Source organism: Planococcus sp. SSTMD024 (assembly GCF_041320495.1).
Lineage (GTDB): Bacteria > Bacillota > Bacilli > Bacillales_A > Planococcaceae > Planococcus.
The window spans coordinates 1,002,549-1,025,514 of the sequence record NZ_JBGGNS010000022.1 but is presented as its reverse complement, the minus strand read 5'-3'; the positions used below and the strand labels follow the sequence as shown (position 1 = coordinate 1,025,514).

At 50.2% G+C, this 22,966-nt stretch carries 18 protein-coding genes; 4 read left to right on the top strand and 14 right to left on the bottom strand.

The features are described 5' to 3' along the window. Window positions 1-6 precede the first annotated feature (6 nt). The 3 genes from AB9R92_RS13745 to murJ are packed head-to-tail and all read right to left on the bottom strand — an operon-like array spanning window position 7 to window position 4,002. Complete coding sequence (locus tag AB9R92_RS13745; protein WP_370669987.1) at window positions 7-1,185, bottom strand: nucleotide sugar dehydrogenase; 1,179 nt, start codon at window positions 1,183-1,185, stop codon at window positions 7-9. Further along, on the bottom strand, window positions 1,185-2,468 hold the full coding sequence (locus tag AB9R92_RS13740) for a hypothetical protein (RefSeq protein WP_370669986.1): 1,284 nt from the start codon (window positions 2,466-2,468) through the stop codon (window positions 1,185-1,187). The genes AB9R92_RS13745 and AB9R92_RS13740 overlap by 1 nt, the downstream gene beginning before the upstream one ends. Window positions 2,469-2,487: 19 nt before the next feature. Next, window positions 2,488-4,002, bottom strand: coding sequence for a murein biosynthesis integral membrane protein MurJ (gene murJ, locus AB9R92_RS13735; RefSeq protein ID WP_370669985.1), 1,515 nt, complete (start codon window positions 4,000-4,002; stop codon window positions 2,488-2,490). 701 nt (window positions 4,003-4,703) lie between these two features. Here murJ and AB9R92_RS13730 point away from each other — a divergent pair. Beyond that, complete coding sequence (locus AB9R92_RS13730) at window positions 4,704-4,988, top strand: hypothetical protein (protein WP_370669984.1); 285 nt, start codon at window positions 4,704-4,706, stop codon at window positions 4,986-4,988. A 115-nt stretch (window positions 4,989-5,103) separates the two neighbouring features. Here the strand turns inward: AB9R92_RS13730 and AB9R92_RS13725 are convergent, their stop codons facing one another. From AB9R92_RS13725 to AB9R92_RS13715, 3 genes are read right to left on the bottom strand one after another with little or no spacing between them, the layout of a single operon-like run. Further along, complete coding sequence (locus tag AB9R92_RS13725) at window positions 5,104-6,120, bottom strand: GNAT family N-acetyltransferase (protein ID WP_370669983.1); 1,017 nt, start codon at window positions 6,118-6,120, stop codon at window positions 5,104-5,106. 20 nt (window positions 6,121-6,140) lie between these two features. Beyond that, window positions 6,141-7,148 carry a GNAT family N-acetyltransferase gene (locus tag AB9R92_RS13720; protein ID WP_370669982.1) on the bottom strand — a complete coding sequence of 336 codons (1,008 nt, stop codon included), beginning with the start codon at window positions 7,146-7,148 and terminating at the stop codon, window positions 6,141-6,143. A 57-nt stretch (window positions 7,149-7,205) separates the two neighbouring features. Then, a complete protein-coding gene (locus AB9R92_RS13715; protein ID WP_370669981.1) occupies window positions 7,206-8,219 on the bottom strand; it encodes a GNAT family N-acetyltransferase in 1,014 nt (337 codons plus the stop codon). A 272-nt stretch (window positions 8,220-8,491) separates the two neighbouring features. Between AB9R92_RS13715 and AB9R92_RS13710 the strand changes: the two genes are divergently transcribed. Further along, on the top strand, window positions 8,492-8,974 hold the full coding sequence (locus AB9R92_RS13710) for an antibiotic biosynthesis monooxygenase family protein (RefSeq protein ID WP_370669980.1): 483 nt from the start codon (window positions 8,492-8,494) through the stop codon (window positions 8,972-8,974). A 794-nt stretch (window positions 8,975-9,768) separates the two neighbouring features. Here AB9R92_RS13710 and AB9R92_RS13705 read toward each other — a convergent pair. After that, window positions 9,769-11,022 (bottom strand): ATP-grasp domain-containing protein, encoded by a 1,254-nt coding sequence (locus tag AB9R92_RS13705; RefSeq protein WP_370669979.1) that lies wholly within the window; start codon window positions 11,020-11,022, stop codon window positions 9,769-9,771. A 243-nt stretch (window positions 11,023-11,265) separates the two neighbouring features. Between AB9R92_RS13705 and AB9R92_RS13700 the strand changes: the two genes are divergently transcribed. Then, window positions 11,266-12,255 carry a GNAT family N-acetyltransferase gene (locus tag AB9R92_RS13700; RefSeq protein ID WP_370669978.1) on the top strand — a complete coding sequence of 330 codons (990 nt, stop codon included), beginning with the start codon at window positions 11,266-11,268 and terminating at the stop codon, window positions 12,253-12,255. A 100-nt stretch (window positions 12,256-12,355) separates the two neighbouring features. Here AB9R92_RS13700 and AB9R92_RS13695 read toward each other — a convergent pair whose 3' ends face one another. The 6 genes from AB9R92_RS13695 to AB9R92_RS13670 form a co-directional block, all read right to left on the bottom strand. After that, window positions 12,356-13,624 carry an ATP-binding protein gene (locus AB9R92_RS13695; RefSeq protein ID WP_370669977.1) on the bottom strand — a complete coding sequence of 423 codons (1,269 nt, stop codon included), beginning with the start codon at window positions 13,622-13,624 and terminating at the stop codon, window positions 12,356-12,358. Between the two features lie 148 nt (window positions 13,625-13,772). Further along, window positions 13,773-15,296 (bottom strand): right-handed parallel beta-helix repeat-containing protein, encoded by a 1,524-nt coding sequence (locus AB9R92_RS13690; RefSeq protein ID WP_370669976.1) that lies wholly within the window; start codon window positions 15,294-15,296, stop codon window positions 13,773-13,775. A 138-nt stretch (window positions 15,297-15,434) separates the two neighbouring features. Then, window positions 15,435-16,847 carry an amidase gene (locus tag AB9R92_RS13685; RefSeq protein WP_370669975.1) on the bottom strand — a complete coding sequence of 471 codons (1,413 nt, stop codon included), beginning with the start codon at window positions 16,845-16,847 and terminating at the stop codon, window positions 15,435-15,437. After that, window positions 16,844-17,023, bottom strand: coding sequence for a hypothetical protein (locus tag AB9R92_RS13680; protein ID WP_121298057.1), 180 nt, complete (start codon window positions 17,021-17,023; stop codon window positions 16,844-16,846). Before AB9R92_RS13680 ends, AB9R92_RS13685 begins: the two co-directional genes overlap by 4 nt. Before the next feature lie 1,101 nt (window positions 17,024-18,124). Next, a complete protein-coding gene (locus AB9R92_RS13675; protein ID WP_370669974.1) occupies window positions 18,125-20,212 on the bottom strand; it encodes a putative bifunctional diguanylate cyclase/phosphodiesterase in 2,088 nt (695 codons plus the stop codon). 314 nt (window positions 20,213-20,526) lie between these two features. Further along, window positions 20,527-20,856 (bottom strand): hypothetical protein, encoded by a 330-nt coding sequence (locus AB9R92_RS13670; RefSeq protein WP_370669973.1) that lies wholly within the window; start codon window positions 20,854-20,856, stop codon window positions 20,527-20,529. Window positions 20,857-20,987: 131 nt separating this feature from the next. Between AB9R92_RS13670 and AB9R92_RS13665 the strand changes: the two genes are divergently transcribed. Beyond that, window positions 20,988-22,388, top strand: coding sequence for an LA2681 family HEPN domain-containing protein (locus tag AB9R92_RS13665; RefSeq protein WP_370669972.1), 1,401 nt, complete (start codon window positions 20,988-20,990; stop codon window positions 22,386-22,388). A gap of 49 nt (window positions 22,389-22,437) precedes the next feature. On the opposite strand, the gene AB9R92_RS13660 is transcribed toward AB9R92_RS13665, so the two are convergent. Then, entirely contained in the window at window positions 22,438-22,719 is a 282-nt protein-coding gene (locus tag AB9R92_RS13660; protein WP_370669971.1) for a hypothetical protein, read from the bottom strand. Between the last annotated feature and the right edge of the window lie 247 nt (window positions 22,720-22,966).

The following is a 22,966-nucleotide window of genomic DNA, read 5'->3' as shown; positions in this document are numbered from 1 at the left end:
CCCTCCTCACATTCTCCATAAAATCACCTTCTCCGGTTTCTCATTCCGTTCAAGTATGCTTTTGACATCGAAAACATAGCCTTCCTTGCCTTCAAGCAAGCGCTCGAATAACTTCCACCCTTGTTTCCGGTACGCTTCATGCGGCACTGCGAGTATGACCGAAACCGCTGGAAGCAATTCCTCCTGCCTTGTCAATAAAACACCGCCTACGCATTCTGCCTGGCCCTGTTCGAGCCTGGCATCCGCGACCTGCACATCCATGCCGTATTCCTGAAGCTCCGATACGAGTTCGAGCACCCCCGTTTCCGGCACATCGCTTGTCCTGTCTTCTTTCGTGACGCCCAGCACCGTGATGCGTGCTTCGTGGATGATGACTTCATTCTGGATCAACTTCTTGATGATCCGCTGCGCCACTTGCTTCCCCTTCTGCTCCCCTTTGCACCAGAATTGATCCACTCCATGCCATGGCACGGGATGATCCCCGAGGAGGTCCGGTTCGAATTTGATGAATCCCCGCTTCGTATTGGCGGTTTCCAATACGTCATGCGTGTCGATTCCCTGCTGGTTCAAGGTCAGCGCCACTTCATTCATCAATGCGATATTCACTTCTTTTTGGGCGATTTCGAGCAATTGGGCAGCTTCGGCGACACGGATCGATTTCGCCTTGTACATACCGCCGTCATGAATCGGTGCGAATAAATCGGCGAGATAATCGGTGACCGGCCCGCTTTGCCCTGCGATCACTTTGCGCATTTTCGCAACCTTCCCTTGTGGTTCATTGCCTTGCCATCTGGATGGGACAAAGCCGACGAAAAATTCCTTCCCCGCTGTGAAACCTGAATGCTGCTCAAGCAAGGGGATGCAGATTTCTTCGGTGGTGCCTGGGTACACCGGGGCTTCAAAAATGAGCACCGAACCTTTTTTCATATGCTTTCCGACGATTCGGCACAACTCCGAAAGCGCATCCAATGTATAGACGGGGCGCTTTGAACCGGTCATCAAGAGGATACCGGCATCCGCCAGTTCACTGGCTTGATCGGTAAAAGCAATGCCGTTTTCGTCATATCTTGCTTTTTTGGAGCGATCCGGATCGAATACGATGACCGGATAAACGGTGCCGAATGTTGTGGCCGCAAGCAAGCTTGTTTCCCCGGCCCCAACAATTGCGATTTTCAAGTTTTCCATCATGAGCCCACCTTCTCCCCCTTTTTCCCTGTCCATTTCGTTTTGGTGAATTCGAGCAATTGCTTGCTATTCGCTGCAGCGTAAGACAGCAATAATAGCGGGATAATCTTATTGCGGTGGCGCATCGCCGTGCCCGCACTTTGCGTCCCGTAGGAATAGATGAAAACGGTCATCCCGATTACCAATAGGATGAATATTTTTGTCCTCACCGGCATTTCGCTCCGGAACAGGCCGTACAGCGTAGCACCGATCAGGAACAGGTACACGCTCGAATCAAACAGGAAGCTGACGATATCCGCAACTCCCCGCCAATCGAGCGGCAGCGGAGAAAACAGGAAGTAGAACATTTTCAACGGCGCGACAAGCAATGCCGCTATGCCAGACAACCCGCTGAAGCTTGCCAAGTAAACCGAACCGCCTTCAGCGAAAATCTCGTAATCGACCGTTCCGCCTTCTTCGGTGACGAATTTACTCAAGAAGACATCGGCGTTCTGGAAGACCAGGAAGGCGATGCCGCCGACAAATAGCAGGTAGATAAGCGGGGTAGAAAGTTTGCTTCCCATCTTTCCGCGCTCCAACCAGACGAATGAAGCGATATAGACGAGCAGCAAGCCGATCATGCCGGTATGGAACATCATCGCCAGAATCGACAATACAACAGCCCAGCCGAACTGGAGAAACGAGCGCTCCCCGATCCAGCGCAGGAAATAATACAGCGATACCGTCGTAAAGAAAATGATCAGCGCTTCCCGAAGCAGGATGCTCGACATGAAGATACTGTTTGGCATAAGCGTGAAGATAAGCAACGCGATAAAGCTCAATTTCTTCTCGATCTGCAAATAGTTCAGTGACTTGAAGAGGAAGACGGCCGAGAACACCCAGCAGGCGATATTGAGGAATTGCGAGTAAGCCCGCTGATCCCCGATCATATAGTAGAGCCCTGACAGAAATGGCACATATACTGTATGGGTCTGATCGAGCGGGAATTGGCCATTGGCGACCAGGACCGAAACTTCATGGAAATATTCCGTATCCGTGCCGCTCGAGAAGATCCCGATCGACGGAACATACAAGTCGATGAATAAAATGACCACCCGCACCGCGAACCCCGCAAAAATGACGAACAGCCATTCATTCTTCAAATTGCGGTATAAATACAAGGAAATGGCGACGATTCCGGTAAAGACGAGAAGCATCCCGTATCCATCACCCGGCGGAAGAAAATCTTTGATCAAAAACGTTGCCAAAATCTGTATTACAAAAAATCCAAGCACATAAATCATGAACCCCCACCCCCTTCTTTCAACGTCTCGCCAAGGCCATCAACCGCGCCTTGTAGTAGGCGATATCGCTTAACTGCAGCGCCCATAGCATCGCCGCATAAACAATGACCCCCGTCAATACGCCAATGAACAATGCCGGAATATCGCCTATCGCCAGTAAAGAAACCGTGAATGCCGCTCTTGCCGCGATGCCCATGACAATCGCGGCGAGTATGCCTTTCGACAAATCGACCAAAAGCCGGCGACTGTCGAGCGAACCGATTTTCCGGACGAGCGATGCATACAACAGCACCGTACTGACAATCGCCGCGATACTGGTCGCGAGCGCCAAGCCGTTCAGCCCGATAACACGCGACAGCACCAAGTTCAACGCGACATTCAGGAACATGGCGCCGAATGCATTGATCATCGGCGTGCGTGAATCTTCCAAGGAATAAAACACTTTCGACAGCACTTCCCGCAGCCCGAACCCGAGAAGGCCCAGCGCGTAGAAGAACAATAATCCCGTTGTCATCGCAATCGCCCGCTCCTCGAACGCCCCGCGCCCGAACAGCAGCTCCGTAATCTGCCGCGAGAAAATCATCATGCCGACCGCAGCGGGAATGACGATCAACGACACCGTCGTAATGATCTTGCCGACGACATCTTTCAACTCTTCCATGTTTTTTCTGACAGCCAATTTCGAGATTTTCGGGAACATCACTTTCACGACCGCCAGCACGAAGATTGCCTGGACGAAAAACACGATGCGGTGTGCATAGGTCAAGGCGGAAATCCCGCCTTCCGCGAGCTGGGATGCGACTGTCCGGTCGACCAGGATATTGATTTGGTCAGCCGAAACCCCGATGATGACCGGAATCGCGAGCATCATCATCTGCTTCAAATCACGGTCTTTCAGATTCAGTACCATTTGATGGCGATAGCCGCTTTTGCGTATGGCTGGCACCATGTACAAAAACTGAACAATGACTGCAATGACCGTACCGATGGCAAGCATCATGATGTCCATTTTCGAACTAACCACAATCGTCGTGATCAGCAGCACATTCAGCGGCAAGCCGCTCAGCACCGTCGGCAGGAATCGGTCCTTCACTTCCAGGTAGCTGGTGAAAATGAAGATCAAGGCGGTGAAGTAAAGCGTCAGCGAAATGATCCGCGTGAACAGCACCGCAATGCGCAGCGTCTCCCCTTCAAAACCGTAGGCGAACAGTTTGACGATCGGCACCGGGAACACCAAAAGCAGGACGACCAGCACCGTCGATAGCAGCATGACCGCATTGGTGACATTGGCGGTAAAGCGTTCCGCCGCTACATCGCCCCGCTCTTCGCGAATTTTCGTGTAGACCGGGATGTAGCTCGCGGCGATGCCCATGCCGATAAACGCAAAGAACACTGTCGGGATATCGGTCGAGATCAAGTAGGCGTCCGTCAATCCATCGGCACCGTAGAAAAACGATAGGAAGATGTCCCGTGAAAAGCCGAGAACTTTCGTGATGATGACGACGAACATGATGGCGATGACTGTTTTTTCCATAGTTTCAACCTCTTTTGCGTTCATTCTGGAAGCCAAGATCCGCTCCCGAAGCAGTGATGCAGCATATCATTTGATCCGGCCATCTGTTTGCGGCAGCGATCCTCCTTGGAATTTGGCGCGGACGGAATCCTGTTGTTGTTAATCCTATGGGGCGGAGGTTAAAAGAGGGTTAAACTGTTCAGGCGTTTCGAAAAAGCTTTGGATAATTCGAAATATTTTAATCAGGAAGCTTACAGTCGAAGTTTTTGTGGGGAGGAGATTGCGCTTCAAGGGGACGCTTTCTGAGGGGGCCGGCTTCAGCCGCTTCCCTCGCTAGCGCTCAGTCCAAGGTCTTAGGTTCTCTATGGTCGAGCATGATATGAAAAGCGTTGCTCAACTTTCGCCATGCTCAAGCTTCGCAAATGTATGGACTCGGCTTCCCCTCGCCATCCATTCGCCCCTTTCCGCCCCACCTCTAGCTTTAGAGAAGGAATGAAATTCATGTAGCTTCGAAATTAGTGTGAATAGGTTTGTTCAACCTTGATCATGTCCAGCTAAGCATCAACACCAGCGGATGAACACGAGAAAATAACATACTTTGTCTATTACCAACTCCAATGAAATCTATCAGCCGAACCGCGCTTACGGGCGAGCCGAAGCAATGAGACAAGCGTTCTTCTTGGCTTATTGCGGGAGGCCAGCCCCAAGCGGGAGGCGGCTACTTGATGATGCTAAAGATCAATGAATCATCCTTATCGCTCGCTAGTCCAACTAACCGTCACCAACCAGTGGATGAATCGACGAACAGAGATACTGCGTCACATAAAAACCTCGACGATATCTATCAACCGAACCGCGCACAAACCCGGGCTCAACGCTCAAAATGTTCGAGTATTGCAGGAAAAACACTACTCCCACATCTGCTCATTGCGGGAGGCGGCTGTTTGGTGATGCTAAAGATCAATGAAACATCCAGCTCGCTCTCAAACCCAATTGAACTTCTCTAAGCGGAAAAAATACTTCCCACTAAACTTTCACCTACACAAAAACCTCCCTCAACAACAAGACAATAAAAAAACGCCCGCCAGAAATACGGCGGGCGCTTGGTGATTTCATGTAGTTTCATACGCTGCTTAATTGCTTGCTGGCATTCGCCCGGTACGCTGGGAAGAATGGTTCGTCCGAATTGGCGCTGGACTTTTTGCACAGTTCTTCATAAATCTCGGCGTTCCAGATTTTCCGGCCTGTGTAAAAACGGAAGCCCGTGTGCTGGCCGAACTTTTTCTTGAATTTGTAAAGTGGATCTTCCTCGTCGTTTGTCCGCCCGCCTCCTGCATGGATCAGCTTGACGCCGTTCTCTTTTCCCCATCGTGCTGCGCCGTATTGCAAAACGTAGATCGGCGACAGCTGATGGAAATCGTGGATGGTGCCCGAAAGATGCGTATGCAGGATGCCGCCATAGAGAAAATGCAGCTCTGCAGCGATCACTTGCCCTTCGTAAACGGCTTCAGCCAAGACAATTTTATCGGCGAACTTCAATAGGCAGTTATCGAAGTACCCATCGTCAAAGAAATAATAGGAATCGGCATGGACACGGTTCATTGTTTCGTAATAGATCTCCTTGAAACGGTTCAAGTCGCTCGGTGCTACGGTGATGCGGCAGGTGACGCCCGCATTCAGCGAACGGCGCAAAGTTTTTCTGGCGGATTTCGAAAACTCGGACGCAACCGGATCGTCAAAACCGTCCAGTGTCGTCCCGACGGTCTCACGCTGGAACGTGACATCGTAGCAATTGGAAAAGTCGCGAGCGTTGTCGAAGATCGGATGAAAGCGGACGAATTCGCTGACGATGCGTTGGTCCTTGCAGTATTCACGGAAAGCATGCTCAAAAGCAGTGACCAAATCGGAATGGCAGCCTGTCGCACAGCGCATGATCCGCGGGCCTCCGTAGCCATAGGGCGTGATGGCATCGTACCATCTCTCCCCGTGCACCATCATCGGGATTTCGCGTTTGATAAACAGATGCCTGATTTCGCCGTATGCGCTTTGGAACACGAATTCCTCGCATATCCCATGTTCCATCCTTTCGTAAAGCTTACCGTAAGCTTCTTCAAAAAACAGGTCATTCAATGGGTCCACTTCCTTTCATCATGCGCCGGTTAGACGCGGCTCGCTTCCAAATGTTTTTTGCAGCGGTAGGCAGGGAAGTAATCGGTCGGTGCATCTGCCGCGTTGAGTTCGCATAATTTCTGATAGACCGGCTTGTTCCATATTTTCTTTCCAATATAGAAATCGAATCGGGTATTTTTCCCGAATTGCCTCTTGAACATCAGCAAATTATCGTTCGGGTCGTTGGTCCTCCCCCCGCCGTCGTGGATCAGCCGATAACCGTTTGCTTTCCCCCAAACCGTCAGCGCGTATTGCAGCACGTAGGCGGGATAAGCATGGTTGTAATCGCTCAAAGTGCCTGACAGATGCGTGTGGATACGGTCCCCATAAGTGAAGTTCAAGCCCATCCCGATCACTTTCCCTTCATAGACCGCTTTCGTCAAAACGATATTCTCTGCAAAATGTTCAAGGCATTCCGTAAAATAATCTTCCTCAAAGTAATAATAGGCATCCGCATTATTGCGATTCATCGTTTCATGATAGATGTCTTTGAACTCACCCAGGCTTTCAGGGTTTTCGATGATTTCGTAAACCACACCCGCCTCAAGCGCCTTGCGGATATTTTTACGTGTCGATTTGGAAAACTCGCTTTGGACCGGGTCCTCGTAAGCCGCCAGATTGGTCCCCACCGTCTCGCGCAAATAACGCACCTCATAGCAATCTTCAAAATCGAGTGCATTGTCGATGACCGGGTGGAACCGGACGAACTCACTGATGATACTGTGTTCTGCGCAATATTCTCCGAAAGCTTGCTCAAATGCCTCCACCAATTGGGCTTTTTGGCCTTCTGCATATTTTTTGATGACCGGCCCCCCGTAACCATACGGAGTGACAATGTCGAAATATGGTCCACCTGTTACGGAAATCGGAATCTCACGGCGGATAAACTGATGATGCACACGGCCAAGCGGATGCTCAAACTCGAACACTTCGCACCTGCCATTCTCGATCACTTCGTACAATCGGCCGTAATTTTTTTCAAAAAATAAATCCTTCACACGCTAAACCCCATTTCTGCTTTTGTTGTTTGTATCTGCTCCCCCTCTGATTTCTCTCTATTGAGCCTGGCTCGCCTCTTTTGCCGGACGCTTCCGGTATGCAGGAAAAAACTCATCCGTTACGGCAGTGTGCGCTTCCTGGCAAAGTTTCTTGTACACCTCTTCATTCCATACTTTCTGGCCGCTATAGAACGAAAACCTAGTATGGTGGGCAAATTGCTGCTTAAAGCGAAGCAAGTTATCATCCGGGCTGTTTGTCCGCCCGCCTCCACCGTGGATGAGCTCGATGCCATGTTCTTTAGCCCATAGCACGGTGGCGTATTGCATGACATAAACCGGCGATAGATGATGAAATGCTTCATACGTTCCCGACAAATGCGTATGGATCAAATCGTTGTAGACAAATTGCAATTCCATGCCGATCGCTTGGCCCTCATAAAGCGCTTCGACCAGCAATAACTTGTCCCCAAACGATTCAAGCAATTGAGTGAAATATTTTTCACTGAAGTAATAGAATGAATCAGCGTGATTACGGTCCATCGTCGCAAAGTAAATCCGCTGGAATTCCTTCAGGTCGCGTGGTCCGAGTGTTACCCGGAACTCGACGCCATCGCGCAATGCTTTACGAATGTTCTTGCGGGCAGAAGCGCTGAACTCCGCTTCAACCGGATCGTCATATGCACCGACCCTGGTTCCGACCGTATCACGCAGATAACGCACTTCGTAGTTCTTTTCGAAATCCTGCGCATTGCCAAGCACCGGGTGGAACCGGATAAACTCACTGACCACGCCTTCCGCTTCACAATACGCAGCAAACGCTTCCGCAAAGGCGGATGCCAACTCTTCCCGATGTTCCGGCGCACAGCCTGTCATCAACGGCCCTCCGTATCCATATGGCGTAACAATGTCGAAGTAGCGTTCAGACCCGAGCAAAATCGGAATCTCGCGCTTGATGAACAGATGCCGGACGCGCCCCAGCGGATGATTGAACTCAAAGACTTGGCACACGCCTTTTTCTACTTCTTCATACAATTTCCCATAACGTTCATCGAAATAAAGATCCCCCATCATCTTTTCCTTCTTTCTCGTTGTAAGTTGCGAATGATTCCTCCCCAATGCCTGATGGAGCTCCTGCCATCGCATGCACTCCTTTCTAAATGAAACTCTTTAGTAGCACCTATCCTAAAAGGCCCAGGTTAAAGACAGGTTAAACAGGCCATAAATTTTTCAGGGGACTTATATATAGACAAAATTGCGTGAAAAGGAGACAAGATTCTTTGCGAAAATGAAATAATTTACTTAATATAGGAAATATAGAACTTTCACAGAAGAGGGGCAGACCGATGAAGCTTTATAAATGGATCGGCAATAAACAGGAAACCGATGCGTTGAAAGACGATGGCTGGTTCGTTTTAACAAACGGAGGCGATGCAGCAGCCATCAATGAACAAGGAATTCCGGCTGGCGACAACATCGAAGCCTACGAAGTCCTTGACCAAAAAGGGAAGCTCGAAGACGGGGCCTTCGCCGTATTCAACAACATCCCAGTCACCGAAGAAGGGCGTGAACTGTTCGAATCGCGCTTCCAGAACCGCGCAGGGCTAGTCGAAAAAGAACCGGGCTTCGCGGCAATCCGCATCTTGCGTCCGCTCGATTCCGATACGTATGTCATCCTCACGATGTGGGAAGACGAATCCGCCTTCACCACTTGGCAGTCGTCCCAAGCCTACTCACATGCACACAAAAAACGCGGCACATCGGAAGGCATCGACAAACGGCCGAACATTTTCCCGCGCCCATCATTCGTCACCACTTATTCCAAATAGCAAAGAGGCTTCCAGTTGGAAGCCTCTTTTTCTGTGGAGAAGTATGTGAGTTCATCGAAATGCTTGAGTAAATTGGACAGGCGAGCTAAGTGGAATGCCTTTGTTTTTTTTCATCACACAGTAACCGCCTCCCGCAATGAGCCAATGAATCGGCAAAAGGGAGTTGAGCCGGTTCATTTGCGACGCATCTGCTCGCAGATGTGGGAGCAATAATGGTTTTCCCAAGATGCTCCGAACGCAGTGAGAATTGAATACGGGTTTGGACGCGGTTCGGCTTTTTGATTTCGTTGAACTTAATGTGCGATGTAATGTCTCTATCCATAGATTTCATCCACTGGTTGGTGACGCTTAGTTGGACCAGCGAGTGATGAGGATGATTCATTGATCTTTAGCATCATCAAGCAGCCGCCTCCCGCTTTGGGCTAGCCTCCCGCAATGAGCCAATGAACCGGCGAAAGGAAGTTGAGCCGGTTCATTTGCGACGCATCTGCTCGCAGATGTGGGAGCAATAATGGTTTTCCCAAGATGCTCGAACGCAGTGAGAATTGAATACGGGTTTGGACGCGGTTCGGCTGATAGATTTCATTGACGTTTTTGTGTGATGAAATATCTCTATCCATAGATGTCATCCATTGGTTGGGGACGCTTATTTAGACAAGAATGTCTAAAAGATACTCTATCTTTTTTCAGTTCATTTTGAAGCGCTGCAAAAACTATTTACACTAACCCTTTAATAACAACTGCGTTCCACCTCATCATGATCCAATAGAAAAAACCGCAGCGGCTGCTGCGGTTCAGGTTACTTTTTCTCCTGCCAGGTAGCGGGCGAGCACCATGTCTTCGCCGCTTTCCGAGATGACTTCAAGGGTCCGGTTGATCTCGCGAATCGTCCCGTTCAGCTCCTCAATCGTCTGGCACACGATATTGAAACGGCCCAGCATCTGTGAATAGGAGCCGGTCACCGTGATTTCATCGCCCACTTCACGTGTCGGCACCCAGGAAATCACTGACGGCAAATCCAGAATTTCTTCCAGGCCGCGGATTTCGCGGATGGTTCCCGCACCGAGAAGCACAGAGAGATTGCAGGACGGGTAACGCATGAAGCCGTCATCAAAATTGCTCAGGTCGTACTGCGAAATGTCTTCCCCTACCGCAAAATCAATCATCATCTCCAGCAAATTGACATCAGTCTGGCGTTTGACGATCTGGTAATGCTGCTCCCCGCTCAAACGGTAGCCCATCTCGTAAATAAAGAACTCCCCATTGTCGTAAAGTGACTGGATCAATACAAGTCCGTTCTTAAGGCCCATCCCCCTCAGCATTTCTCGAATATTGGCATCGTGAAGCGCGATAAATTCAGCGAGATGGCTGGACGGGTAGATCGTTGCGACTGGAAGCGGCGGGCTTTGGTGCCCTTGGTTGTAGACAAAACGGTCCGTGACAGCGGATAAGATGACCTCCCCGTTTTGCAAAGTGTAATACATTTCGACGCCATGGTTCGTATCGATGAAGCGTTCGACGAGCACGCGGCCGTGGCGCGAAAAGTGTCTGGCTTTTTCGGCTGCCTCGTATAGTTCTGCTTCGTTTTGGCAGACGGTGATGCCTTTGCTGGCGTAGCTGTCGACCGGCTTGACGATGACCGGGTAGCGCACCGGCACCCCATCGCCTTTTTCGTATTGTTCGATGACCGGCACATCGAATCTTCGGCATAACTCCTTGAACCGGTCTTTGTTGGAACTTGTTTCCAAGTGTTCTTTTGTGGCATAAAACGGCAATCCCAGGCGTTCCGTCAGCATTTGGGCATTCCATGTGTTGATGTCGTCGAAAGCCGTCAATACACCATCGACCTGCTCTTGACGCGCCATGTCCTCCAAGGCGTCGATATCTGCGGTGCTGATATGATAAGCTTTGTCGGCGGTTTTCTTTGCTGGCGATTCCTCGTTGTTGTCCGTAACGATTGTATATAGGCCCATGTTTTTAGCAGTTTCGACGACGTCGATCATATGCGTAATGCCGCCAAGAATGAGCAGCTTTTTCTGTCTTTTCACAGGAAACACCCCCTTCAGTCTGTTCGGGTAATATTGACTAGGAATTTCTCGGATTATGCGAAATCAATCGATTTTCTTGTTCGTTTGTAGAACAAATTTACCAACCGGGGTATTGTTTTGTCAATGTGGAAATCTGAAAAAAATAATATTTCTTCCTATTTAATATGTTTTACCTACTTTTAACCGGAAAACCTTATTGTGAAAGTAGACAGCATACCATTTATTCGAAGGAGGCAGAGAGCCATGGCAGTACCTACTAAGCAAGCGGTTCCAGACATCTTCTTTACGCCCGAATGGAATGAGGCATACGCCGCACACGAGGGAGGGCAATTTCAGCAGTTCGAATGGAAAAGTGAGCTCGGGCACATCATCTATCCTTTCATCAAACGACCGGTGCCGCTGTTAGAAGGCTGGTTCGATACAATTACTGCATTCGGCCAAAGCGGCCCTGTTATCATAAGTGCCGAAAAAAGCAAACGCCGCGCATTGGTCGACGAGTTCGATGCGGCATTTCAGGTTTACTGCGAACAGCAGCACATCGTTTCCGAATACATCCGCTTCAGTTCCTGGATCAAGAATGCGGAAGATTTTTTTCCACATTATGGGCTCGACTTGCGCGGCATCGTCATGTACATCGATTTGACTGTCGATGACCCTTTCCGCTACGAGTTTTCATCCGCCGCCCGACAGCAAGTACGCCGTGCGCTGAAAAACGGCGTGATGGTGGAATATGATTTCACCGGGGATACATTGAACGATTTTTGCCGGCTGTATGACCTCACAGCGGACCGCAACGAGTTTCCGGATCATTATATATTCGATCCTGGGATGCTAAAGGAATCCTTCAAGCATCTGGAAGGCAAGCAGTTCCTGCTCAATGCGAAATACGATGGCAAGACCGTCTCCTCCGCATTGATCGTCCACCACGGTGATTATATGCATTACCATCTGGTCGCCAACGATCCCGAGTATTTCCGCTGTGCCGGAAATTCATTGATCATGGCAGAAGCGTGCCGCTACGGCAAAGAACACGGCTTTTCCGAATTTCATCTAGGCGGCGCCTCGACCGAAGCCCTGTATCGATTCAAACGCCGATTCACCAAGACGGAACCGCTCGAGATCTTGACCGGAAAACGCATCCGCAATACCGATATGTACGGCAGGCTGACCGAGCTGAAACGCCTTCAAATCGGTATCGAAAACCCTGGCCATTTCCCTTTATACAGAGGCTGAAAAAAAGCGCTGGATCCCATAGGGGTCCGCGCTTTTTTCGTTTCATTTTCAAGGCATAAAAAAACAGCGGGCATATGCGCTCGCTGTTTTACTGATTCTTCTACGAAGCGTTCACTTTTGCGGGCTGGAAACGGGCCATGATCATATCGCGACCGTCTTCTGAACGGATGTCGAGCGTACAGTAAATCCGTTCGATCGTTTCCAGGAGTTCTTGCTGGGAGTTTGCGACCACATTGAAGCGGCCGAACATTTGCGAGTAGGAGCCTGTCCGCTCGATCACTTCGCCTTCGGAACGGTTGATGACGCAGGAAATCACTTCCGGCATCGCTTTCACCGCCTCTAAGCCGCGAATTTCCGTAATCGTTCCCGGCCCGAGCAAAATCGGCAAATTAGCGGAAGGATACGGCATCGGTGCATGGTCGAATTGTTCGATCGGATGGCTGGATGTGTCTTCGCCGATCGAAAAATCGAGCATCATCTCCAGCAAGTGGACGCCTGTCTGCTTATGGACAATATGATAATGCTGCTCGCCGCTGAAACGGAAGCCCATTTCGTATACATAGATCTTGCCGCCATCGTACATTGTCTGGATGAACACCAAGCCGTTTTCAATGCCTATATTGCGAATCATATTGCGCACCGCCAGATCGATTTCCTTTATATACTGGTTCTGATGCTGGGAGGGAAACAGCATCGCTACAGGCAGCGGCGGATGTTCTTTCGATTGCTTATGGGTAAAGCGGTCGGTGACGGCAGTCAGGACGAGATGGCCATCCCGAGCAGTGTAGAATGCCTGGACGCCGATATCCGAATCAACAAAGCGCTCGAGCATTATCTTGCCCGACTTCGATTCCCCGACTGCCTTTTGAACCCCCTTTGTGAGTTCCTCTTCCCCATAGCACACCGTAATCCCTTTGCTCGCGTAGCTATCGACCGGCTTGACGATGACCGGAAATTCCACTGCTGGAAGTTCGGGGCCCTGTGCAGGGTCGCACTCATATTCTTCGATGACCGGCACGCCGAATGTACGGCAATAGTCCTTGAAACGGTCCTTATGCGAAGTGATTTCAAGCTGTGCGGGTGTCGCGTAGAACGGCAAGTGGAGCGTTTTGCACAGCGCGACCGCGTGCCATGTATTGATGTCGTCAAAAGCCGTGAACACGCCATCGATTTGTTCTTTCCTGCCGATCTCAGCTAGCTTCTGTATATTTGCTGTACTGATGTCATACGATTGGTCGGCAATTTTCTTCGCTGGCGAACCGACCATATTGTCGGTGACAATAACATAATAGCCCATGCGTTTGGCCGTCTCCACCACATTGACCATATGGAATGTGCCGCCAAGGATTAAAATTTTCTTTTTATCCATCCAAAACCCTCCACTTCGCAAAAATCGTGTACATATCGTATAAGTTCTAATTCAAAATAACTAAATTAATCAATAACCATAATACAAAAATACCAATAAAAAACAGAAACGTCAATAAAAATCTGAAAATTCAGGCATAAAATGTCCTTTAACTCAAAGGTGTCGTATGCGAAACCATCCAGCTCTTGTCGCTTCTATTGTAATAGGCGGTGATTTTGTAGCCGATTCCTGCCGGCGCGAGCACACCTTCACCGCCTGGCCGGTTGTTCACTTTGGCGTTATCGCAGACGAGCCGAACTTCCTGCCCGCCGCTATGTTCGACGAAGATCTCCACTTCTTCGCTGAATTTATGGGCCGGCGCCGGCGGCAGTTTGACGGTTTCCGCCTCGGACGCGCCGTCTTTCTTGTTGACGGTGATCCTTGGCTCGTCTTTCATATCGATCGGGGAGCGTCCACCTTCCGGCACGTATTGATGCAATCGCCCGTTGTAAAGGATGCTCGTCGTATCGTATTGGTATTCTTCGTTGTATAAGGAAGTGATCGAGGCAAGCCCGTCGCCCATGCCGTCGCGCGGTTTCGCGAGCAATGGCTCGATGATGCTGAGGCCAGCCGCATAATCGAGCAGAACATTCGCATAACCGTTGTTCTCGAAATAGCTATGGTTGATGCTGCCGGAATACGCGGGCGTCGTATTGATCGCGCCGCTGCCGATATGGATGCCCGCGATGCCGTTCGAGTCAAAATTGCCGCCTTGGATATGGTGGCCATAAAGCCCGCGCACCATCAGGCCGGTCGCTGCGTTGCCGACAAAATGGCAATCGTAAATCCCGTAGACATTATTATCGCTGCCGCGGTCCGTCTGCAATCCGCAGCCGAGATGGATTTTGTACGGCATTCCCGGCGAGATCGTCTCCTTCAAAGGCGGCGACACGGTGATGCTGCGCGGGCCGACTTCATCGATGTGGTAGACAGACCCTTCTCCAGAGCCCACTTTGAAATAAGCGCCCACATGGACATCGCGCGCGGCGGGATCAAGTTTCATGAATGAAATATTCGTCCCCCGCCCTGAAGCCCCGCTGCCTTCAATGACCGTACCGTTTTGTGAAAACTGGCACAGCCGGTCGAATACGCATAAATTATTATTGCCCTCTTCCAGAATCTGCAAGCCGTGGACTGAGCCCCACATGAACGCGGCGCCTGAGAACAATTTATCGCGGATTTCGCTGGCCACCATGCACACTTTAACGAGTTGTGTATAGCCGTTTTCGGGATCAGTTCCCATGAACTGGATCCCCTTGACCGATCCGCTGCCCCCGCGCATGCGCACCAAATAGTCCATCGGTTCGGACGGTGCGATGCGCGTCGTCTCAGAACTATGGCCGATCCATGAAACGGCTGCCCCCATGCCCCATTCCGGCACTTCAATGGGGCCGCTAATACGATACAAGCCCGGCGGGAAGAACAAATTGCCGCCTTTACTCGTGCCATATGCGGCATCAATCGCTTTTTGCAGCGCTTTCCGGTCGTCGGCTTTGCCGTCGCCAATTGCGCCATATGATTTCACATTGAATAACTGATCTGCCGTCTTTTTCGGGCTCCACATTTCGCGGACAATATCTTCTTTATTGCGCGGAAGCAATTCCTTGTCCCTCGGTTTTTTCCAGAATGCCATGATTGGGCCGCTCCTTTGCTTACTGAATGTCGTACGACGATTCTACCTGCTAAATGTTAAAAATCGGTTAAATTTTTTCAATGAAAAACAGTTCCCTAAAACCGGGTGCACGCCGGCGGGAACTGTCCATGAAGCATTCTATTTTCCAAGTGTCGGTGCATGGCCTTTCATCAATTCCATTGCTTCGATCAGCGCTGCGGCCTTCAGCACTTTCTCTTCTTCAAAAGCCGGCCCCATGATCTGCAATCCCACTGGCAAGCCATCTTTCACCCCCACCGGAATGCTCAGTGCCGGCAAACCGGTCAGATTTCCCGGCCCCGTAAAGCGGATCACTTCATCCAGGAAGCTCAATTCCTGGCCGTTCACGTCCACCGTCTGTGAACCGATCGGCGGCGACAGGAACGGCAAGGTCGGGCTGATCAGCACATCTACGCTTTCAAACGCCGCGGCGAATTCCAGATCGAGTTTCCGACGGATCTGTTGCGACTGCACATAGTCGACGCCGCTCATCAACTCGCCGACTTCCAGCAAAAAGCGCACATCTTCGCCGAATTTCTCCGGCGATTTCAATAGATTCGCATGATGCACAGCGCTCGCTTCTGTCGTGATCGTCACGAGCTCTGCGAATTCCGCCTGCTTCAAGGACGGGATGCTGACGGGTTTGATCACCGCTCCCGCATCTTCCAACTGCTTCAACACGAGTCGCACTTGTTCGTCTACGCGGCTGTCGACATTTTTAAAGAAATAGTCCTCTTCGATGCCAATGACCAAATCTTTCGCATCGCTGTCCAATAGCCCCGAGAAATTCTTCGCCGGGCGGTCGATCGAGGTCGGGTCTTTCGGGTCGTAACCGCTCAAGAATTCCAATAGCAATGCCGCATCGTAAACCGTCTTCGTCATTGGCCCGATATGATCAAGCGACCAGGCAAGCGGGAAGCAGCCGTATTTCGAAATGCGCCCATGGGTCGGCTTGAGCCCGATAATGCCGCAGCTCGATGCCGGGATTCGAATCGACCCGCCCGTATCCGTCCCGAGCGAGGCAATCGCCATATGGGACGCCACCGCAGCACCCGACCCGCCGCTTGAGCCGCCTGGAATCTTCGTCAGATCCCATGGGTTTTTGCACGGCCCGAAATGCGGATTGGTCGTTGTCGCGCCCCACGCATACTCATGCATATTGAGCTTGCCGGTGAACGTTACCCCGGACATCTTCAGCTTCGAGACGACCGTCGCATCGAAATCCGCCACGAACTCGCTGTGGATGCTCGACCCCATCGTCGCTTTCTCGTCTTTAAAATAGAGGATGTCTTTCAGCGCCATCGGGATCCCGTGAAGCGCGCCGCGGTAATTGCCGCTTTGGATTTCCTGTTCAGCCTGCGCGGCTGCTTCCAGCGCTTGTTCTTTCTGCACGGCAATATACGCATTGATCTCGCCGTCGTACAAATCGACATTCGCCAATACCTGCTCCGTCAATTCGACAGGCGACACTTGCTTTGATTGGATGAGCGGCGCCAGTTCCCCGATGGATTTCTGTGCAAGTTCATTACTCATTTCTGCTCACCTCCGGGAATATGCGTCAGGGCCATATCCAGGTCTTTTAATTGTTCCTGGTTCACCGTTTTTCGCAGCTCTTCAAACCCTGCCATCTGCCCGGTGAGCATTTCCTTGTGATGATCCGGGACGTTAATGCCTTTCCTCTCCAAAACTTCGTGAATGTCGAACGCCACATAAATCCCCCATTCCTGAATTTTTTCTGAGGTGTAGATCCTGCTGATTACCGACAGTTTACCATTCTTCGTTATCAATTAACAGATTGTTCTGAAATCATAAAATATATTATTGTTACTATTGAGTAAAATAGCTTCCGCTTATCGACTGCGTTGCAAGGGGCTGCTTGGGGCTCATAGGATGCGAGTCATGCAGCTGAGGAGGCAAGAACTGTTAGTTAGAAAGAAGAGATTTGAAAAGCTTCCGCTTTTTGACTTCGTTTCAGGGGGCTGCTTGCCGTGGGGCGGGTGTTGAGCCAACGTGCCGAAGAGCGGGCACGTTTGTCTCGCCAGCCCGCGCGGTCCCACAGGCGTCAGCCTCCTTCCACTCCGTCTCTAGTTTTAGAAGGAAGAAAATTTCTTCTATCCAATCGACTGAAAATGTGGAAATGCTTCATGCTTTGTAGCACATATCATGTGGACAAAGAGAAGGCGATAGTGAGTACTAGTTTCACCACAAGCTTTTCAACTTAAACGCCATAGGACCAGATGCTTCATCGTAGGAAGCGATTCCCCCACTAGACGGCAACTGAGTAAGGAAGTAGATTTAGCTAAACACACCCGAATCAACGAAATCTCTCAGCCGCCCTGCGCCAAGGGTGAGCCGATGCCGTAAGACAAGTGTTCTTCTTGGCTTATGGCAAGAGGCCAACCCAAAGCAAGGTGGCGAATAGTAAGATGAAACCTCAATCAAATCCCGAAACAGTTCGACACACAAACTCTCACTATCTACTCAAACTTGTCTCGGGAAGCGACTCCCCTACTAGCCGGTAACTGACTACAGAAGCAGAACTGGGTAAACGCACGCGAATCAATGAAATTTCTCAGCCGCCCTGCGCCAAGGGTGAAGCGACGCAGTAAGACAGGCGTTCTTCCTGGCTTACTGCGGGAGGCCAACCCAAAGCAAGGCGGCGACTACTAATTTGAAACTAAAATCAATCGCCGGAACGATTGCACAAGCAAGCTCTCGCTATCTCATCCACATATGTCCTGGGAAGCGATTCGCCCGCTATCTTCATTCAAAACAAAAAAGACGCAGCTCATCGCTGCGCCTTTTCATATTCAATATAAAATCGGTGCATGGAACAGCCCGTCCGGCTGCTCCAAATACTTGTCCCATACCCTTGCCGCTTTGTCGGCAGGGAGCGGACGGCTGAAATAATAGCCTTGCCCGATGATTTCGTATTGCCGCATCAAAGTCACTTGTTCGATCGTCTCGAGCCCTTCGACGACAACATCCGCCCCCAGGTTTTTCCCGAGTTCGATGATGGTCGCCAGGATCGCCATACTGCGGTCGCTGCCGAGCACTTCATCCACCAGCGATTTGTCGATCTTCAAGGTATCGATTTGGATATTCTTGACCGCGTTGAGCGACGAATAACCGGTGCCGAAATCATCGATCGCCAGCTTGACGCCGATTTTTTGCAGCTCTTCAACCAATGAGGCCGAAGCGTCGAGATCGATCATGACGCTTTCAGTGATTTCAATTTCCACACACTCGGCAGGCACGTCTGTTTCATTCAACACACGCGCCACTTTTTCGGCAAACTCCGGATCGAGAAATTGCTTCGCCGACACATTGACCGACACATGGATATCCGGCCGGCCTTCACGGCGCCAGGCATTCAACTGTTGGCAGGCTTCACGCAGCACCCATTCGCCGATTGAATGGATCGCGCCGCATTCTTCAGCGACGGGAATGAATTCAGACGGCGGCACGGCGCCCAGCGCTGAGTTCCAGCGCAGCAAGGCCTCAAAACCGATGACCTGTCCGCTCAACAATTCGACTTGCGGCTGATAATAAACCGAGAACTCCCCATTCACCAAAGCTTGTTGAAGCGCCATCGTAATCTCTTCTTTGCGTGTGGAGCTGTTTAAAAGTTCTGGAGAAAAAAACTCAAAATTCTCCTTCCCCGTACTCTTGGCCATAAAAAGTGCCAAATCAGCTTGTTTGATCAAGCTTTCTTCATTCAACGCTTCAATATCTTGGCAACTAATGCCAAGGCTAATGCCAGAAGCGATTGATTTTCCCCCAATTAGGATAGGCTCACCCATGGCAGCTAAAATTCTTTGGCATAGCTGCTCCAAATAGTTTCTTTCAGCATTCGGTACCGCAAAGACAAATTCATCTCCGCCAAGCCTTGCAAGCACGATGGATTCGGGCAAAGCTGATTGCAAGCGGACGACTACATGTTTCAGAAATTCGTCGCCTCCATCATGGCCAATCAATTCATTGATTGACTTAAAATCATCAAAATCCATAAGCACGACACCGACCGATTTGACTGTTTCTTCCGGTGAATCGATCAGTTCCCGAAAATGGGCGAAAAACCAATGGCGGTTCGGAATCCCCGTCAATTGATCGGTGTAGGCGAGCGTCCGGAAGCGGTTTTCGCTTGCTTTTACTTGTTGCAAAAGCTCTGTTTCCGTCTCAAGGGCATGAAGGTCGACCAGTGCGAGGTTGGCCGAGGACAATAACAATAAAATAACGATGATTGCTATAAATAAAGCAGTTCCAATTATCCATACGCCTTCAGACGCTGCTTCTGGAAGTGCCATATTTGTATAGAAGGTTTTTGTAGAGGTGTAATGAAGCAATGTCAGTACGATGCCCATCATCCCTGCATTGCGGAGACGCTGCATTTCAGTCGCTTGTGCTGCATTGCTGTAGAGGACGAAGTGAAAGCTGAAATAACTAATAGCCAGGACCATAGCTACAGACAGTAAATAATAATCGAGCGAAATTGCATTGAAGCGAACATCTAAAACACCTGACAACCCAAGAAAGTGAACGGCTTTAAGCAGAAACGCTGTTACGAGTACATGCTTGGTTTTCTCGTAGCGTCCGTGTATGTCCTGGGGCGAAATTCTCATGACATAGGCTGCCAACAAACAGGAGGCAAGAAAGGCCAAGGCCAACAGCCAAACCCTTATTGTAAATTGGTATTGTGCCATAAACGTCAGGATGCCAATTAGCTGCATGCCGAAAAAGCCACTGCCAAGCGTCCATATCGCCAGCAATCTAGAACGCGGAGTAATCCCTTTTTTCCGTTTGCTTACGTATTCAATTAAGATCAATACTGTATAGCTTGTCGCTATGGATACGGCAAGAGTTAAAGAAATTAAACTGATATGCGGAAACATTGCCATGGCAAACCTCCTGACTTGGCGGACCAAAAATATTTTCTGCCTACTATTTTGATGCTTACAGAAGGAATAAATTCAGCAAGGACTTTATAATCACTTTACGGATTTTAATTTGATTTTTAAAGCTCTATATTCTGGTATATAGTAAATATTATACCTTCGATTCCCTTCTTTTCACATAGACCTTAATGCCTGATGGAACCATCAAAAACAGTGTTCGCAGCAGGAAAAGCAGTGCCGATTATCCTAACATTCGCGCCCATTGAAGCCTTTTTCCAGGAATTGAAAAAGCGCCGCCATCGCAGCGCCACCTTCCATTATTCTATCGATTTTCCACTGCTTCCTTTCTTCTTCAACGTCACCGTCATCCCGGCTTCCGCTTTGCCGGCGACAATGAATTGCAGCAGGCCGCCCGTCTCCACTGCCCCCACCACGTTCAATTCGATCGTCTCCACTTCATAGCCTTCAAAGCCGCGCACCATCTCTTCCAGCTTGTCCCGGGAAATCGGTGCGTGTTCACGGGTTTCAGTTGCTGAGGCCATCTTGAATGCCTTGCTGTTCACGCCGCTGCCCTGAGCTTTTATATCAGTGGCTTCATTTTCCTCGATGACCGGCAGCCAGATGAACGGCTCCTTGGATTCAGCCATGCCCATTCCCCCTTTCGCATTGTCTCCTATATTCCATATTTTCTGCCAATTTCCTGCCGCGGGGTGACCAATTGACATTTTTCCCTTAGAATGGAGAGAGACACATCAAAACGCATCAAGGAGGAAATGGGATGGCAACTTTAAGCGATATCGCTCTAGCTGACGATTTAGGGCAATTTGAAATAAAGGAAATTTACGGGGCGACCCACCAGCTCCTGCAGGAAATGCAGCAAGCGAAAGCCGAAGCTTTCCCTGGCCGCATCAATGCCATGATCAATCATTTAAAGGAGCGCCTTCAAGGCAAAGCGGCATACCCGCTCGCCGTATTGCTTGAGACGAGTTATCTATCGATTCAGCACCAGCTGAAAAAAGACTGGAACTCCGACTTGAAACAACGCCAATTGTACCTATACGACAATACGATCGAAACGTACCGCGGGCGCATTCCATCGAATGTCTGGAACCAAGTGTGCCTGAACTATGCGGAAACACTTGTCCACACCGGCCGCTCAATCGACGCGCAAGCGGTTTTGAAGGAAATGGTCAAAGATGAAAACGATCCGTCCTACCAGCGCTTGAACGGGGAGTTTGGCTGGACCTTGATTTTCTACTCGACTTTCCTGCCGGTCAAAGCCGAGCGCCTCGGCGCGCTTGAAAAAGCGCTCGATTTATTCAAGACCGCCAAAACCGACATCAAAGACGAAAAAGGCCAAGCCCTTTACGACGAACGCATCAAGCTTGCCGGGAACATGATCGAGCAGCTTGGCGATGTGGATCCCGTGAAACTCGCCCAGCAACCCGAACCGACTGCCGACGAACAGCGCTATCTGGACTGGTGCGCCGAGCAGCAACTGTTCCTCAACAGCGGCAACGATATCGAGCCGGACACGATGGCGAAGCGCGACCTTCCGCTTCGTATCCAGAACAACGCATTCCTCGGCAACTTCCTGGATTCGCTGACGCATGAATTCACGGCGATGCGCCGATCGCTCTACCTCGCAACGAACAGCGAAGACGTGGCGGATGACCATAAGATGGACGGCGACAATACGCGCTACACGAAACGTTATGAAGACTTGAAGCAAGTCTATCGCCAAGCCTATTCCTTATTCGACAAAATGGCGCTGTTATTGAACCAGACGATGCAGCTCGGCGTCGAAGAACCGCGCGTCAACTTCCAACGCATCTGGTTCGAAGACGAAGACTTGAAAAAGCCGCTCAAGCCATTTGTCCAGAACACGAAAAACGATGCCTTGAAAGCTTTGTATTGGCTGTCGAAAGAAGTGTACGGCTATGAGAAATCGGACGAACAAAGCCTGTTCGTGAAAAAGGCCTTGCATATCCGCAACCGCATCGACAACAGCTATTTGCAAGTGGTCGAGAAAGCGGAGCCGTTCGAAAAAGACAACGCCCGCGCACAAAGCCACCACATTACAGAAGCAGAACTTGAGCGCATGACGCTCGCCATGAGCCAAAAAGCGCGCAACGGCATGATGTATTTGCAGTTCGCCTTGGCGATCGGCAAGAAATAATAAAGAAAAAGCCAGGAATCCCGGTTCCTGGCTTTTTCGTATGCAAAGTTTAGACGATCGACGCCGCCCGCTTTTCCTTGCCGCAGCGCTTGCAGCGATACCAGCGCATAGCCGGAACTTCTTCGGCCCGCTCCTGGCGCTCAAAATCATGAAACCCGATCCGGCATAACACACTCTTCTCGCGATTTCCCGCAAGTTGGCTAATCATCAATAACAGCAAGCCGCCGCCAATGAAATAACCCGCAAATCCTCCCAAAGGCGCGAGCAGATCAGCATCTGAAAACAACAAGATGATTCCCATCAAAATAATAAAACCCGATAAAGTCTTCATAGGCCCCCCGTTTTCTCACTGATTTTTTAGTATAATATCCACTGCTTTATGTGTATTCGCAGAGAATAATTTTCTAATTGCATATTTTGACAACAGAGATGAAGCGGATGGCGGTGACGCCTGGGGGACTGAGTGGGACTGGCGAGACAAATGTGACACGCTTTTTGCGGCACATTGGCTCGACGCCCTCCCCCCGGCAAGCATCCGCCAGGAGCGTAATCTCCGTATAAAAAATCCCAATTTACAT

Bases quoted from the DNA above. Each gene is read 5' to 3' on its own strand.
- AB9R92_RS13745 (WP_370669987.1), bottom strand. From the start codon at position 1,185: ATGGAAAACTTGAAAATCGCAATTGTTGGGGCCGGGGAAACAAGCTTG.
- AB9R92_RS13740 (WP_370669986.1), bottom strand. From the start codon at position 2,468: ATGATTTATGTGCTTGGATTTTTTGTAATACAGATTTTGGCAACGTTT.
- murJ (WP_370669985.1), bottom strand. From the start codon at position 4,002: ATGGAAAAAACAGTCATCGCCATCATGTTCGTCGTCATCATCACGAAA.
- AB9R92_RS13715 (WP_370669981.1), bottom strand. From the start codon at position 8,219: ATGATGGGGGATCTTTATTTCGATGAACGTTATGGGAAATTGTATGAA.
- AB9R92_RS13710 (WP_370669980.1), top strand. From the start codon at position 8,492: ATGAAGCTTTATAAATGGATCGGCAATAAACAGGAAACCGATGCGTTG.
- AB9R92_RS13700 (WP_370669978.1), top strand. From the start codon at position 11,266: ATGGCAGTACCTACTAAGCAAGCGGTTCCAGACATCTTCTTTACGCCC.
- AB9R92_RS13695 (WP_370669977.1), bottom strand. From the start codon at position 13,624: ATGGATAAAAAGAAAATTTTAATCCTTGGCGGCACATTCCATATGGTC.
- AB9R92_RS13690 (WP_370669976.1), bottom strand. From the start codon at position 15,296: ATGGCATTCTGGAAAAAACCGAGGGACAAGGAATTGCTTCCGCGCAAT.
- AB9R92_RS13685 (WP_370669975.1), bottom strand. From the start codon at position 16,847: ATGAGTAATGAACTTGCACAGAAATCCATCGGGGAACTGGCGCCGCTC.
- AB9R92_RS13675 (WP_370669974.1), bottom strand. From the start codon at position 20,212: ATGGCAATGTTTCCGCATATCAGTTTAATTTCTTTAACTCTTGCCGTA.
- AB9R92_RS13670 (WP_370669973.1), bottom strand. From the start codon at position 20,856: ATGGCTGAATCCAAGGAGCCGTTCATCTGGCTGCCGGTCATCGAGGAA.
- AB9R92_RS13665 (WP_370669972.1), top strand. From the start codon at position 20,988: ATGGCAACTTTAAGCGATATCGCTCTAGCTGACGATTTAGGGCAATTT.
- AB9R92_RS13660 (WP_370669971.1), bottom strand. From the start codon at position 22,719: ATGAAGACTTTATCGGGTTTTATTATTTTGATGGGAATCATCTTGTTG.